Below are 16,671 nucleotides of genomic sequence, written 5' to 3' on the forward strand. Positions count from 1 at the left end.
CTTATACAAAAAATGTAAAATGTTATAGTGTTTCTCAGAAATGAATTTTGTTGTATAATACAGAAATGACGTTATGCTTATGAGCAACAAAAGAAACCAAAAGGGTATGCATAGTTATAGTCGTATATGGGTGAATATAGAACCTTTAATTATGGCCAAGAAAACTATGTATTTTTTATTTTAGCATTTTTCGCTCCAAAATCGACCAAGCCTGATAGAGAAAGGGTGGAAATGAATGAAAGAAACCTTGAAATCACAATTTCAAAATGTGCGTTTCACTGTATTCGTAGCTTTAGCCTTATGGCTGAAAACTTACATTATTACACGCACAAGCTTTGATTTAAAACTTGAATCTTTCATGCAAGAATTCATTTTATTCCTTAGCCCATTAGCAGCATCATTACTGCTTGTTGGTCTTGCATTATTTGCAAAAGGGAAAAAACGTAACTATATAGCACTAGGAATTAATTTTATCTTAACAATCGTTCTTGTTGGTAACGTAATGTTCTACGGATTCTACAATGACTTCGTTACTTTACCAGTACTCGGACAAACATCTAACTTCGGAAGTTTAGGTTCTAGTGTGAAAGAATTATTTAACTACAAAATTATTCTTGCATTTGCAGACATTATCATATTCTTCGTTCTGTTGAAGAAAATGAAAAACTTTGCACCTACAGAGCGTGTAGCACGCCCGATGCGTTCTCTATACTTCGTATCAACAGTTGCTATTTTCTTCGCAAACTTAGGGCTTGCAGAAGCTGAACGTCCAGAACTATTAACACGTTCATTCGACCGCGTTATGCTTGTTAAAAACTTAGGATTATATGTACACCAAGTATACGATCTTGGCTTACAAGCGAAATCAAGTTCACAAAAAGCATTCGCTGACGGTAGTAAATTACAAGAAACAGAAAACTACGTGAAAACAACACAAAGTAAACCAGATCCAAATATGTTCGGTACTGCAAAAGGGAAAAACGTAATTGTTGTCTCTCTTGAGTCATTACAAACATTCTTAATTGGCGCAACAGTTAACGGACAAGAAGTTACACCATTCTTAAACCAATTTACGAAAGAAAGTTATTACTTTGATAACTTCTTCCATCAAACTGGGCAAGGTAAAACATCTGATGCTGAATTCCTAGTAGATACTTCTTTATATCCACTAGACCGCGGTGCTGTATTCTTCACACACGGTAACAATGAATATACAGCAACTCCAGAAATTTTACGTCAGCAAGGGTATCACACGTCGGTATTCCACGCAAACAACGCAACATTCTGGAACCGTAACATTATGTATCCAGCACTTGGTTATGATCGTTACTACAACGAGCTTGATTACAAGATTACGCCGGAAACAAAATTAAACTGGGGATTAAAAGATATCGAATACTTCGATCAATCTATTGATATGTTGAAAGAAGTGAAGCAACCATTCTATACTCGCTTCCTTACTTTAACGAACCATTACCCATTCACTTACGATGACAGTACAAAATTAATCGACGAATATAATTCTGGTGATGGCGTATTTGACCGTTACATGGTAACTGCTCGTTACTTAGACGAAGCAATGAAACACTTTATTGAGCGTCTAAAAGCAGAAGGTATTTACGACAACTCCGTAATCGTATTCTACGGTGACCACTACGGTATTTCTGAAAACCATAACCGTGCAATGGCACAGTTCTTAGGAAAAGAAGAAATCACTGCATTTGACCATATGAACTTACAAAAAACACCGATGTTTATTCACGTTCCAGGTCAAAAAGAAGGTAAAACAATTTCGAAACCAACTGGTGAAATTGATATTAAACCAACTATTCTAAACTTACTTGGTGTAGATTCTACGAATGACGTTCGATTCGGTCATGATGTATTCTCACCTGATAATAAAGGATTTGTTGTTCTTCGTGACGGTAGCTTCGTTACAGATAAATACATGTACACAAACAGTACATTCTACGACCGTGCTACTGGCGAAGTAGTACAATTACCGAAAGAAGAATCTCAACCACTAATTGATCGTGCCCAAAATGAATTGAACATGTCTGATAAAATCATTGAAGGTGACTTACTTCGCTTCTCTGAAAGTAATAAGATTAAAACTGGTGAAGTAAAAACAGCTATTAAAGAAGAAAAGAAGAGCGCTGAGTAATCTCAGCCTCTTTTTTTATTTTCTTCCATACAACTACTTATATTCATTAACTTTAAAATTACATAACCTTTACCAAATATTCACATAGTGTTAATGAAGAATCTCTATAATAAAATATGTAAACAAGGTTCTACATATTTCTTATCTCTCATCTTTCGTAAGATCCCTTAAAGAAATGTGTAAATCTTTTGTTTCTACTTTCTTATAATTGTCTTTCAACATGTTTTGTTTCCATACACAAAGCATTCAACGAGACAATGTCCCTATGAAAGATAGCTACCCTCCTTGTGCAGCATTCCATAAGAATGTTGCTTTTTTTTATTTAAAAGCAGGATTCTCATTTCTTATTTTCGAATTTGTATATACAAAATGCTGTAAAGTGAAACTTTAATCAGCCCTCACCAATCAGGCATTTACGGGCATATGTAGAGAATTACTTACATAAAAATTACTATAGTGATTCTTATCTCGCATGAATGAAAGTTTCACGTTACTTACGTACTTACGAAAGGATGGGACGGAAATTGGCATACGAAAAATTTGTACTTTGGAATGATGAAGTTATTGATACAACAAAACAACAAACGTACATAGAACTTGAAGAGAGAGGTTCGCAGTTCGGAGATGGTGTCTACGAGGTTATTCGCCTATATAAAGGAAACTTTCACTTATTAGATCCGCACATAACGAGATTATATCGATCCATGGAAGAAATAGAATTATCGCTCCCTTTCTCAAAAGCTGAACTCATCACTTTACTTTACAAATTAATTGAAAGAAACCATTTCCACGAAGATGGCACAATTTATTTGCAAGTATCTCGCGGTGTACAAGCTCGCACACATATATTTTCATATGACAACCCTCCGACGATTTATGCCTATATTACAAAAAAAGAAAGACCAGCGTTATGGATCGAATATGGTATACGCGCTATATCAGAACCCGATACTCGATGGCTACGCTGTGACATTAAATCATTAAATTTATTACCAAACGTACTAGCTGCTACGAAAGCTGAACGGAAAGGCTGTAAAGAGGCACTTCTCGTAAGGAATGGTATTGTAACGGAAGGAAGCCATTCCAACTTCTTTTTAATTAAAAACGGAACTCTTTACACACATCCAGCCAATCACCTTATTTTAAATGGCATTATTCGTCAATATGTCCTTTCTTTAGCGAATACTCTTCACATACCTGTACAGGAAGAACTTTTCAGCGTTCGTGACGTTTATCAAGCAGATGAATGCTTTTTCACAGGCACAACGATTGAAATTTTACCAATGACCCACCTTGATGGAACCGCAATTCAAGATGGGCAAGTTGGACCTATCACCAAAAAACTGCAAAAATCTTTTAATAAAATCTTGTTACAATCCAATATGTCATCTTCTTAAACACGAATAATTTCTGTCCTTTCATATTCAATATATGCATTTAAATGGAAATCAAGGTGTAATTTTATGCCTTGATTTTTTTCTTGTAATCTTTTTGTCATATTCAGATTCCTATATAAGTCTTGACAGTAATCGACATGCTCTTTAGAATTTTTAACAGTTGGTAAATATTTCTTCACTACATTACAGACAGAAAGGAATCGACAAATTATGAAAAAGTATCTTGCCGGTCTTGCGGCAGTGTCTGTAGCAGGAGGAGCAGCACCTACACTTGATAGTGTTCAAGCTGCACCTGAACAAAATACACAAAAAGCTGCTACAACTGTCCAAGCTTCTGCATCAAACAACTCATCTTATACGGTAAACGCGAGCGTATTACATGTTCGTGCGGGATCAAGCACTTCTCACGACATCATCTCACGCGTTTATAACGGTCAATCACTAAACGTGATTGGCGAAGAAAATGGTTGGTTCAAAATTAACATTAACGGAAAAACAGGCTTTGTTAGTGGCGAATTTGTATCAAAAAGTGGAGCAACAAACAACAATGTAAGCACAGGTGGAAACAATAAAGTTACTGCTGATGTATTACGTGTACGTACAGCTCCTAACACTTCTAGTTCTGTTTCTGGACGTGTATATGCAGGACAAACTTTAAACGTAATTGGACAAGAAAATGGTTGGGTGAAAATTAACCATAATGGACAAGTAGGTTATGTAAGTGGCGAATTCGTATCTGGCGTTTCTTCTAATGCGGGTTCTTCAAACAACAACACGAATAATAACAACCAAGAAGTAAAACCAGCAAGCGGAAACTATACAGTAAATGTATCTTCCCTTCGTGTTCGTACAGGTCCTAGTACTTCTCACACAACTGTAGGTTCTGTTACAAAAGGACAAGTAGTACAAGTTGTTGGCGAAGTTCAAGATTGGTTCAAAATCAATTACGCAGGACAAACTGCTTATATAAGCAAAGACTACGTAACAAAAGGCGGCTCTAACGAAAACGTTACAGAAGGCAACAAACAAGAGCAAAACAATAATAATGGAACTATTCAAACTGGCGGTTCTTACGTAGTTAACGCTACATCTTTACGTGTTCGTACAGGCCCTGCCGCTTACCATAGTGTAATTGGTGGCGTTTTAAACGGTACAACATTAAACGTAGTTGGATCTGAAAACGGTTGGTTTAAAGTAAATTACCAAGGAAAAACAGGCTTTGTTAGTAGCGAATTTGTAAAATTCGTTAAAGGTGGCACTACTACTCCTGAGCAACCAAAACAACCTGAACAACCTAACCAAGGTGCAATTGGCGACTACTACATTAATGCTTCTGCACTAAATGTACGTAGCGGCGAAGGTACAAATTATAGAATCATAGGCGCACTTCCACAAGGTCAGAAGGTTCAAGTAATCTCTGAAAACTCTGGATGGAGCAAAATTAACTACAACGGTCAAGCTGGTTATATCGGAACACGTTACCTATCTAAAACACCAGTTGGAGGCGCAGTAGATAATAAGCCTAACAATAACCAAAATAACAATCAAAACAATAACAACAATAATAATACAGGCAATAATAGTGGCGACAGTTCTTCCGTACTTGCATATGCAAAATCAATGCAAGGTGTACCATACGTTTGGGGCGGAACTTCTGCTAACGGCGTAGACTGCAGTGGCTACATCTACCACGTATTTAAGAAATTTGGTCATAACATTAGCCGTCAAAGTGTTGCAGGATATTGGAGTAGCCTACCACAAACTTCAAATCCACAACCAGGTGACTTAATTTATTTCCAAAACACTTATAAATCAGGTCCTTCTCACATGGGTATTTACCTTGGGGGCGGATCATTTATCCAAGCTGGAGATAAAGGTGTAGCAATCGCTTCATTAAGTAACTCTTATTGGAAGAGCCACTTCTTAGGATACACGAAAGCACCTTAATTAATAGTTTCCAAGCCTTCTAGTTTACTAGAAGGCTTTTTGCTATGAGTTCAACATATTACTCCCTTTCTCCTACCTTCTCTCTATAAAAATAATGTATCCATTCTTCCATTTCATACACTTTATTCTGCAAAAATAATCCATAACGTTATCATAATGTATATATTCTCATAAAAAACATAACCTATTTCATGTCCATTCATTTCATATGTGTTTTTTTGAAGAATTTTCTTTTTATTTAAACTTTTCGTTAGACGTTTGACCTCCGATGTCCATTATGATAAGTTACTTAAGATGTATATTCGCAAAAGTATAGACAACTGGTTTATACACTTTTTTACTATGAGGAAGGAGCATACACTGCATGAATCTTTTATGGGGAATTGGCGGCGTGATTGGAGTATTAGCAATTGCTTTCTTACTATCTTCCAACCGCAAAGCTGTTAATTGGCGCACAATTTTAATTGCGCTAGCATTACAAATGTCATTTTCATTTATCGTGTTACGATGGGATGCTGGTAAAGCAGGTTTAAAACACGCTGCTGATGGTGTTCAAGGATTAATTAATTTTTCTTACGAGGGAATTAGGTTCGTTGCTGGGGATTTAGTCAACGCAAAAGGCCCTTGGGGATTTATCTTCGTTATTCAAGCACTACTTCCAATCGTATTTATTAGTTCATTAGTAGCAATCTTATATCATTTCGGTATTATGCAGAAATTTGTTAGCGTCGTTGGTGGTGCATTAAGTAAACTTCTTGGCACTTCTAAAGCAGAAAGCTTAAACTCAGTAACGACTGTATTTTTAGGACAAACTGAAGCTCCAATTTTAATTAAACCTTACTTAGCACGCTTAACAAATAGTGAATTCTTCACTATTATGGTAAGCGGTATGACAGCTGTTGCTGGATCTGTTCTTGTCGGCTATGCAGCAATGGGTATTCCGTTAGAGCACTTATTAGCAGCTGCAATTATGGCAGCTCCATCAAGCTTATTAATTGCAAAATTAATCATGCCAGAGACAGAAAAAGTAGATAATAACGTTGAACTTTCTACAGAACGTGAAGATGCAAACGTTATCGATGCAGCTGCACGCGGTGCATCTGAAGGTATGCAACTTGTTATTAACGTAGCAGCAATGTTAATGGCTTTCATCGCATTAATCGCTTTATTAAATGGATTATTAGGATGGGTTGGTTCTTGGTTCGATATTAAACTTAGCCTTGATTTAATCTTCGGTTACTTATTATCACCATTTGCAATCTTAATCGGTGTTTCTCCAGGTGAAGCTGTACAAGCAGCAAGCTTTATCGGTCAAAAACTTGCAATTAACGAATTCGTTGCATACGCAAACTTAGGACCACACATGGCAGAGTTCTCTGCAAAAACAAATCTAATTTTAACATTCGCAATCTGTGGATTCGCAAACTTCTCTTCTATCGCAATTCAGTTAGGTGTAACAGGAACGCTAGCTCCTACTCGCCGTAAACAAATTGCACAATTAGGGATTAAAGCAGTTATCGCTGGTACACTAGCGAACTTCTTAAACGCAGCAGTTGCAGGTATGATGTTCCTATAAACTTATATAGAGTCTTCTCTTTCTCCAAGAGAAGACTTTTTTCATGCAATCCAAACGTCTTTTATGTATCTACTAATCACTTTATCCCAAATATAAGAACATTATGATACAATAATGTTTAGGTCTTTTTATTTTTCTGATGAAAATAGAAAGGCTACTTGTTGTTGCCCTTCAAAAGAATTTAACGAAATGGTCAATTTCTTAATAATTGTGCATACTACAAGTATCTATGGATGAAATAGCTTTAAGGAGGAAAGTTTTGTGAAAGATAAGTTCTATAAAATCCTCTCTATGTGGATTCTACAAATTGTATTTTATTTTACTACTGTACATATGACGAATTATGAGCATTCGCTCATTTTTACAATAATATACGTAATCGTAAATGTACTATTCTTATTTTTAGCTGACAAAACAGCATTTATTTTCTTCATACTAGGAACCATTATTTCCGTATTTTATTTGTTTTATGAAGCATGGCTTCATTTATGGAGTACATCAGATCAATGGCAATATATCATTACCCACTTCCTGATGGCAGCTAACTTCTTCATTGTATACATAACAACTCACCTATTGAAAAAAGTTATTCATGAAAATAAAACTTTAACTGAGCGTGTGAGAACGTTGGAACAATATATTGGAGAATCAAAATTACTAACAAGACAAGAATTCGAGAGACGCCAAGCTTTATTAACGACTGCAATGAATCGTCGTAATGAAACAGGCTTTATTGTTTACTTTGATTTCACTTCCTTTAGTAAATATACGAAGGAAAGTGTTATGGACCGTGTAGCTTCCTTATTAGTTGAAACGGTAAGGAATGATTTTGACCTTGCTGCTGAATATGATAATAATACACTAGTTATTTTATTACAAAACACAAATGAAGCTGGTGCTGACATTGTAATGAACCGCCTAAAGCCAAAAATGGAGCAATGGCTTGCAGCTGAAGCAATCCGAGATATAAAAATTTCACGCGAGCAAATTGGAAACAAAGGACAGACATTGTTATGATGACTCTCGTTATACTTCTTTTATTTCTTCTGTTTTGCGTACTCGTTTTTTGGATCAGTATCACATTTTCAATTAAATATGTACTTATTTTTACGGCCTTTCTATTCTCTGGCTTACTCGTTTACTACTCTTTCTTAACAATCGCGGGCTTAATCCATCGAAATAGTAAACGAAAAGATCGTACGCTAGAACATTATCCGAGCGTCGATATTTTCATACCTGCTCATAATGAAGGGGTCGTTATTAAAGATACTTTAGAGGCAATGGCGAAGATTGAATATCCAGGAAAGCTAACCATTTATTTATTAAATGATAACTCTCAAGATGAAACACCTGAAATCGGCGATGATTTCGAAAAAGCTTATGCCCACATTCGTCACATTCGTGTTCCGTCCGGTGAACCGAAGGGTAAATCACGCGTATTAAACTACGGCCTTAGTATTTCAGATGGTGAATACTTCTGTGTTTACGATGCAGATAACCAGCCTGAACCACACGCACTGCGAATGCTTGTAGAGCACGCTGAAACAACTGAAGATGCTGTTGGAGCTGTTGGACATGTTCGTACAGTAAACGAAAAAAGAAACTGGCTGACGCGAATGATTTCACTAGAATTTCAAATCTTCCAGCTCCTTATGCAATCTGGACGCTGGTTACTATTCCAAACGGGCTCACTGACAGGAACAAACATGCTTCTTCGTCGCTCCGCACTAGAAGAGCTTGGTGGCTATGACCCTTATGCAATTGCAGAAGATGCTGAATTAACATTACGAATTACACAAAAAGGTTATCTCTTACCAATCGTCCCAGAATCAGTTACTTGGGAACAAGAACCAGAGCATTTAAAAATCCTTATTAAACAACGTACACGTTGGCTCCAAGGGAATTTATACATTTTAGAAAAAATGTTCTCGTCATTAAGCTTCTTTAAAGGAAAACTGCTCGTTCATTCCTTACAACAAGTTCTAGTGTATGTTGTATTTTGGCTATTCCTAATCATTTCGAACGTTTGGTTTGTAATTGGGCTACTCGGGATATTCCAAATTCAATATAGCATTCCGCTACTATTTATGTGGTATGTCGCATATATTACATATGTTTCTCAATTATTTAGTGCCCAGAGTGTCGAACGAACCTTTACACCGACTAATATTTTTATTAGCGTTATTATGTACTTTACGTACGCACAGCTCTTTACGTACTTATTTATTCGTAGCTTAATCTTATACTTACGTGCAAAGAGTAAGAAACAAGTCATCGGCTGGGATAAGACAGTTCGATTCAAAAAAGATAAATAATAAAAATAAGCACAGAGCGCCGTATGCTCTGTGCTTATTTATTGCCGTATAAATTATATATCAGACAATACCCCTTAGCTGAAAGTAATTTCACGTCCATCCCCCAACGAACGATCGACCTTCATTTATATACGAAAAAGTGATTGCTATTTTTGTAGAACCAATTGCTTCTCTTGCTGTTCTTTGCGCGTTTCAGTCTTAGGTTCCGTGCTTTCTTGGACACTACGATGTGCCACACGTTTCAAACAAATATGCTTCCACTTTCTTTCGTAACGTTTCATTATTCTAGATGTCCCCCTTGAATGCGCTTTAAAACTATTTGAAATCGCTTACAGGAAATAATATAGCACATATACATAAAAGTGACAACACATTTCCGACATATTTTTGACAAAAATACGAATAGAATTCGTAAGGTATCGAATGTTGTCGAAACTTATCGTTTTTTCTTCATATAAAGGGCATACTACTTATATGATAAAGTATTTTATTTCCCTTACCCGTATTTCAAATTCCTTCTATATAAAGTGAAACTTTAATCAGCACTCACCAATCGGACTTTTACAGGCAGCCCAACAAATAGAGGGATTAAAAAAAGAGCTGATATAAAATCAGCTCTTTTCCTTCTATTATTAATGCCGCTTCATACGTCCTTCTTTTTGTAACTCTTTAAATAATGCTGCCATCATAAAGAAAATAACAAAGACGAATGGGAATGCTGCAATGATAGCTGCTGTTTGTAATGCTTCTAATCCGCCAATATATAATAAGGTTGAAGCTATCGCGGCTAGAACGATACCCCAAATCATTTTAATACGATTTGGTGGGTTTAAACTACCATGTGTCGTTAACATCCCTAAAACGAATGTTGCAGAGTCTGCAGATGTAATAAAGAATGTAGAAATAAGAAGAATCGCTAAAACAGATAAAGCTGATCCAAAGCTTCCCATTTGATCAAACATAGCGAATAATCCTACTTCTGTTCCCATCTCTTTAATTTTTTCAAAGACATGTGCATCACTAAACAGCTCCATGTGAATACCAGTCCCGCCGAAAACTGAGAACCAAAGTGCACCTATTACGGTCGGTACAAGTAACACACCGATAACAAACTCACGAATTGTACGACCTCGTGAAACACGAGCAATAAACGTACCTACGAACGGTGACCATGCAATCCACCATGCCCAATAGAAAATTGTCCATGACTGAATCCATTGATTTCCGCCTTCGTCTAAAGGACTTAATCGGAAACTCATGCTTGGCAATTCTTGAATATAAGAACCAATTGTTGAAGTGAAGTAATTCATAATAAAGTTTGTTGGACCTGCAAATAATACAATAATCATAAGTGCAAATGCCAAAATAATGTTCGCATTACTTAAATATTTAATTCCTTTATCAAGACCTGTTTGAGCAGATAACATGAAAAGAACTGTTACGATTGCAATAATAACCAACTGTGTCGTTAAGGAGTTCGGGATAGATGTTAAATAGCTAACACCACCTGCAATTTGTTTTGCGCCAAGACCTAATGATGTTGCAACACCAAACACAGTCGCGAAAACAGCTAACACATCAAACGAATGAGCAATACGTCCGTGTTCCCCGCCCTTAAATAACGAACCTACTGTTGCACTAATCGTACTCGCTTTTCCTTTTCTAAAGGTAAAATAAGCAATACATAACGCTACAAACGCATATAGTCCCCAAGGATGTAATCCCCAATGGAAAAATGAAAAACGCAGTGCAAGGCGTGCACTTTCCTCAGTTGCACCTTCTCCAAACGGAGGTGCGTATAAATGGTTTAATGGTTCGGCAACGCCCCAGAAAACTAAGCCGATACCCATACCAGCACTAAATAACATAGCAAACCATGTCATATAACTATAATCAGGTTCGTCATCATCTTTACCTAAGCGAATAGAACCGTATTTCGAAACAATTAAAAAGATAGATACACCTAAAATAATAGAAACGGAAATAATATAAAACCACCCAAACTTACTAACTAATGCAGTTTGAATTGCGGTTGTTACATTTCCTAAGCTACCTTTTCCAATAATAGATTCGGGAATAATCCCCCAAATTGTAAATGCAATACATAATGTTAATGAAACGATGAATGTTTTTGTCAGTTTCCTCATCAAATCCCCCTTCGTAGGTTTCGTTTTTGTAAATAACATAAATTCCGATATGTAAAATCGGATAGAAAACTATAATTTTGCGGTGATTTTCTTACTTTCACCTTCACCAATTAGAATTCTTATGGACAGCCTTACCTTTCGTATAACCTTTTCACTCTGCAAGAGCTACAAGATAGAAATACTGCTGTCAAATTGTGTGAGAAAAATGCGGATAGGAATGTATTTTCCTAAAAAAGGATGTGTTACATATGTAAAAAAGGGCAAATTTCTTCCTTGCAACCCTTTCGTTTTGTAACAATTATGCGGTTTTTTTGCTAGTATATAGCACGTGTTTATAGATTCACAAACAAAATGTTTATGTTTATATAACTATATTACCCATAAAACGGTAAAATACTCAAGGAATGTAATCGTTTAGTAAACATCATGTAACATTCCTGTAATATTTTTATTTACGGCGAAAAAAATATGTTGTATTAAATATTTTGAATATAACTAGAAACCTATGATTCATATAGAATGAAAAACGCTTTCCTATATTTTTTGTTATATTACAGGATGTTAACGACTTATTACGAATGGTTTGTAATTGTGTGTTTTCCCTAAATCCGAAAAAATCTGTTGCTATAATGAGGACACGAAAACAAACGCAATGGAGGCTATCATGAAAAAATTAATTGGAATAGCAACAGCAGCAGTTTTTGGTCTTGGGATTTTCACATCATCTGCTAATGCAGAAACTGTTGTAACAACAGACGTACTAAACGTACGCGAAAACCCTACTATGGAATCAAAAGTTGTCGGTAAATTACTAAACGGTAATAAAATAGATGTTCAAAATACAGAGAACGGATGGTCAAAAATTACTTTAGACGGTAAAGACGCATTCGTAAGTGCAGAGTTCACAAAAAGCATCTACTACGTAACAGCTAACGTATTAAACGTACGTGCTGAAGCGAACACAAACTCAGAAATTCTTGGAAAGTTGAAGAAAGACGATGTAATCGAAACAACGAACCAAGTACAAAATGAGTGGTTACAATTTGAATATAACGGGAAAACAGCTTACGTTCACGTTCCTTTCTTAACAGGTACAGCGCCTGTAATTGAGAAACAAGAAACGACTGTTCCTGCTAAAGCTGAAGCACCAGCTAAGGCTCAAGCACCTGCAGCACAAGCAAAACCAGCTGCTAAGCCTGCTGTGAAAGCTGCTGAAACTAGCGAACCATCTGGTGGTCGTGAGTTAACAGTTGTAGCTACAGCATATACAGCTCACCCGAGCGAAAACGGTGGCACATATGGCGGCCGTGTATTAACTGCAATGGGTCATGATTTAACTGCGAATCCAAACATGAAAATGATCGCTGTTGACCCGAAAGTAATCCCATTAGGATCTAAAGTATGGGTAGAAGGTTACGGAGAAGCTATCGCTGGAGATACTGGTGGTGCAATTAAAGGTAACCGTATCGATATCTTACTTGGATCAGATAGTGCTGCTCAAAAATGGGGACGCAAAACTGTTAAAGTGAAAATTTTAAAATAACCAATGACTGCTAAATTACAAGCCGGTTCTCTTTATTGAGAGCTGGCTTTTATTTATTTATAATACACATAAGGAGGCTATGCCCATGAATGTACAAGCAAAAGTAGACTGGATTGGTACGCCAAAGCCGTACATATATAAAGATGAAGTAACATATAACGCTACTTCTATTGATTTCTCACTCGCTGGCGATGATAACCGCTATAAGTTAATTGTGCTCAAGTCTAAAAACAATACACATTACAAAATTGTGCAATATGGAATAAAACCAGGTTCTCAAAAGCCATTTCCTATCGACATTCCATTTGAACAAAACATGTTACCAATTATAGAACAGATATTATATGATCCATATGTACAAGCGATATTAAAGAAAACGTACTCATAATTGTAAAAAAAAGATATCACCTCGCCGGATTTTTCGGCTAAGTGATATCCTTTTTATTTTCCCTTCGTGAACACAATTTAAGAAAAATATATCAACGATTTTCCGAATATATCTATCATAAATCGCAATATATCAACGATTTTTCAATTATATCTATCATAACTTACGATATATCAACGGTTTGACACGAAATATTGATTTAGCTACAAAATAAAGAGGCTGTTCAAATATTGAACAGCCTCTCTCATATTAACGAGTTGGACCAGATACATCTTCTGATTTCAACGTATTATTTGCACCAAGAGAATAATACAACATCTTTCCATTTCCATTCACAGTTACAATATGTTCGTTATTAAAACTTTTGAACTTCACAGATCCATCACCGTAACGAATATGATACTCTTCATATGTCGTTACTTTATATTTCGTATCACTTTGACGCTCTACATTACGAACTTCCATCGTTAATAAGTCTTCCGTAATTCCTTTTTTGTGTAAATACTGTATATAATCACGGTCTTCCTTATACGATTTCCCGCTCTTATCATAATTATTTTCAATTAAACTAAAATCATTTAATGAAATTGCACGTACGTTATCATAAATATGATTTCTTACAAATTCGCCCACTGCTGAATTTGATGTTTCTTTCGGGAATTTTAAGTAATACGTGCTTTGGTCTCCAATTTTAATACTTTCAGATTTCATCACACCAAAATCAGTAGTTTTCTCTAAATGTACTTCTACTGTTTCATCTGTGGATACAGGGCCAAGTTTATAACTTCCATAACTTAATTTTCCACGTTTTTTCCCGTTCACAAATACAGTTGCATCACTTTCATCAGAAGAAATGCTTACATACTTGCCTTCAAGCGATAAATCCACTTTCACTTTCTCGCTCTGCTCATCCGCTAAATCTACTTCTTTCTCTGTTTCTAATTCAGTAAGTTCTGTCTTCGCCGTTGCCTTTACAACATATGTACCTGGGAAGTATGGCCCCAACTCTTTCGAATTTTTATCACTAGAAAGTTCTGCTTCTTTTTTGTCATTCACATATATTTCTGCATTCTTTGCAGTTGTACTTACATTCACATAATAAGATTTCATGCTGAACTTATACTTTGGATATAAGAACCACTCTTTTCCCTCTTCTACTATTTCCCCGTCTTTAAATGCAGGTTTATCTTTTGTTAACTTTTGATCTACTGTCTCTTTCTGTAAATAAGACAACAATTGTTTGTTGTAAGAAGGATTCTCTTTTAAATAACGCATGTACGCTTTAATATCCTCTGTCTTAATCTTTAAACTTGAATCATTTGCTTTCACAAACTCATCAATTGCGTTAATATCTTTCTTTTGGAATGCTTCAATCATTACATTTACTTGCTTTTCTTTTGAAAACTTATATGCTCCAAATTTATATGCCCCAAATAATAAAATAACAATAATAGCAAAACCAATGATTAAAAATAAATTTTTCTTACTTTTCACTGGTTTTGTCTCGCTTTGTAATTCTGTATATGAAGCAGCAGTGTTATCAACGATTACTTCTACTTTACTCCCACACTCAGGACAAAAGTTCAAATGGTCTGCAACGTTCTTTTTACATGTTCCACAAAACTTCAACGTGCTCTCCTCCTATTTTTTAGCTAATTTCATTCCAGCAAATGCTGCTACATATGTCACAATCAAGCTAAACAAAGTTAAATATATAAATGAATTTTGCATAGATAATACCGTTCCACTTGTTCCAAATAAACCTGTTACAGTTCCTGAAACATTAATTTGGAACTTAGAAATCATATTCATTACAATCATCATAATTGTGTAAGAACCACTGCATACCGCTAATGTAATATATATATTGGCAGTCGGTAATTTAGCTAACTTTCTTCCCGCTCTAAACATAAAGAACAATGGAATAATAAGCAGTAATAAACCATAATGGAATACGTTATTCACTTTATCAAATTCTGCAAGGCTTTCCTCATTTGCTCCTTTTGAAATCAATATCTCTCTAAGCTCTACGCCATTTACAGAGACGCCTGATATAAATGAAAATGATAGTGTGCTCTCATATGCTTTTGATTTCTTACCAATTCCAGTAAATTCTTTACTAAGTGCTGGACTTGATACTTCTAACGGCGCAAAATGAGCCATACTCCATAATTGAGGTGTTAACTCTAATGCTAATAATGTACTTTCTGATTTTAAAGTTGTTATTTCTTTTAATGGTTCAATACCATCTTCCTTACTTACTAACGCCATAATACAAACCGCTACTGCTGTTACTAAAAGTCCTTTTATCATAGCTGAAACACCGTAATAAACAGACGCTCCATATGGCATTAACTCTTGAAATGCTGCTGCCATATTGTTTTTGCTTGTATGAGCAATAAATCCTAATAAAGTAAATAATGTCCCACATACAAAACCACTCAATAAACTCTTAATCGCTGAATAGCCAACCGTAATCTTACCTGCTTCTGAGAATGGAATTGCAAAAGATTGTGATGCTATAAAACTTATAATGAATAAAAAGACGCCATAAATAATACCAACTGTTGATGCCATAAAAATTTGATCTTTAATCGTTTTCGCAACATGCTGTTTCCCTAACCAAATTCCTGTACCAACGAAAATAATAAATGGAATGATTAGTAGTAATGTAAATGGAGTATGCCAAGATAAAGAAAATATCAATCCACTATCGTCGTTAGCTGTAAAACCAAGTAAATGATAACTTAACATCGTAGAAGTTGCACTCGAATAAAAATTCGGCAACATATCTAATTCTTTCGCAAATTTGCTAAACATCTCACTTATTATAGAAGCAAATAATAAACTACCAATCCAACCAGCAATTAACATGAGAATACTTGCAACAGCCCCACCAATAAAACCTTTTTGTAAAACGGCTTTATCTGCTTTAAATTCAACTTTAGGAGCACCATCCATTGTAGGCAATTTTACAGATTGTTCTTTTTTCTTCGCAACAAATAAAGAATACCCACACTTTTGACAATATAAATTTTTTTGAGCATTTTCATTGCCACAACCTTTGCAGTATTTTGCAGTATCTTTTTCTAATGTTATTGCATCTATAGCTCCTGCAATCTCCATACTACCTTCATTTGGACAATAATTTACTTCTTCACCATGTTGTTTTCCACATGTGCGACAATACATTT

12 protein-coding genes are annotated in these 16,671 nt (G+C 35.6%); 8 read left to right on the plus strand and 4 right to left on the minus strand.

Going from position 1 to position 16,671, the window contains the following annotated elements; all coding sequences use genetic code 11:
* Positions 1-235: 235 nt before the first annotated feature.
* The 6 genes from AC241_RS25950 to AC241_RS25975 all read left to right on the plus strand — a co-directional run bounded on the left by AC241_RS25950 (position 236) and on the right by AC241_RS25975 (position 9,399).
* On the plus strand, positions 236-2,164 hold the full coding sequence (locus AC241_RS25950) for an LTA synthase family protein (RefSeq protein WP_000665343.1): 1,929 nt from the start codon (positions 236-238) through the stop codon (positions 2,162-2,164).
* A 512-nt stretch (positions 2,165-2,676) separates the two neighbouring features.
* Positions 2,677-3,561: a D-amino-acid transaminase gene (locus AC241_RS25955; RefSeq protein WP_080117270.1), complete on the plus strand. Its 885-nt coding sequence runs from the start codon at positions 2,677-2,679 to the stop codon at positions 3,559-3,561.
* A gap of 210 nt (positions 3,562-3,771) precedes the next feature.
* Entirely contained in the window at positions 3,772-5,508 is a 1,737-nt protein-coding gene (locus AC241_RS25960; protein ID WP_043935836.1) for a C40 family peptidase, read from the plus strand.
* A 364-nt stretch (positions 5,509-5,872) separates the two neighbouring features.
* Entirely contained in the window at positions 5,873-7,084 is a 1,212-nt protein-coding gene (locus AC241_RS25965; protein ID WP_016079702.1) for a NupC/NupG family nucleoside CNT transporter, read from the plus strand.
* Positions 7,085-7,345: 261 nt separating this feature from the next.
* Entirely contained in the window at positions 7,346-8,101 is a 756-nt protein-coding gene (locus AC241_RS25970; protein ID WP_050844729.1) for a nucleotidyl cyclase domain-containing protein, read from the plus strand.
* Positions 8,098-9,399: a glycosyltransferase family 2 protein gene (locus AC241_RS25975; protein ID WP_016079700.1), complete on the plus strand. Its 1,302-nt coding sequence runs from the start codon at positions 8,098-8,100 to the stop codon at positions 9,397-9,399. Before AC241_RS25970 ends, AC241_RS25975 begins: the two co-directional genes overlap by 4 nt.
* 146 nt (positions 9,400-9,545) lie before the next feature.
* Here the strand turns inward: AC241_RS25975 and AC241_RS35735 are convergent, their stop codons facing one another.
* Together AC241_RS35735 and opuD are read right to left on the minus strand one after the other, a co-directional pair.
* Complete coding sequence (locus AC241_RS35735) at positions 9,546-9,680, minus strand: hypothetical protein (RefSeq protein ID WP_000833067.1); 135 nt, start codon at positions 9,678-9,680, stop codon at positions 9,546-9,548.
* 351 nt (positions 9,681-10,031) lie between these two features.
* Complete coding sequence (gene opuD / locus AC241_RS25985; protein WP_050844730.1) at positions 10,032-11,546, minus strand: glycine betaine transporter OpuD; 1,515 nt, start codon at positions 11,544-11,546, stop codon at positions 10,032-10,034.
* A 664-nt stretch (positions 11,547-12,210) separates the two neighbouring features.
* Between opuD and AC241_RS25990 the strand changes: the two genes are divergently transcribed.
* Positions 12,211-13,089 carry a cell wall-binding protein EntA gene (locus AC241_RS25990; RefSeq protein WP_016079698.1) on the plus strand — a complete coding sequence of 293 codons (879 nt, stop codon included), beginning with the start codon at positions 12,211-12,213 and terminating at the stop codon, positions 13,087-13,089.
* Between the two features lie 85 nt (positions 13,090-13,174).
* Entirely contained in the window at positions 13,175-13,477 is a 303-nt protein-coding gene (locus AC241_RS25995) for a DUF3910 family protein (protein WP_050844731.1), read from the plus strand.
* A 249-nt stretch (positions 13,478-13,726) separates the two neighbouring features.
* Here the strand turns inward: AC241_RS25995 and AC241_RS26000 are convergent, their stop codons facing one another.
* Together AC241_RS26000 and AC241_RS26005 are read right to left on the minus strand one after the other, a co-directional pair.
* Positions 13,727-15,106: a zinc ribbon domain-containing protein gene (locus tag AC241_RS26000; protein WP_043935838.1), complete on the minus strand. Its 1,380-nt coding sequence runs from the start codon at positions 15,104-15,106 to the stop codon at positions 13,727-13,729.
* A 12-nt stretch (positions 15,107-15,118) separates the two neighbouring features.
* Positions 15,119-16,669, minus strand: coding sequence for a zinc ribbon domain-containing protein (locus AC241_RS26005; protein ID WP_050844732.1), 1,551 nt, complete (start codon positions 16,667-16,669; stop codon positions 15,119-15,121).
* Positions 16,670-16,671: the final 2 nt, after the last annotated feature.

This window comes from Bacillus thuringiensis (assembly GCF_001182785.1).
GTDB classification, from domain to species: Bacteria; Bacillota; Bacilli; order Bacillales; family Bacillaceae_G; genus Bacillus_A; species Bacillus_A thuringiensis_S.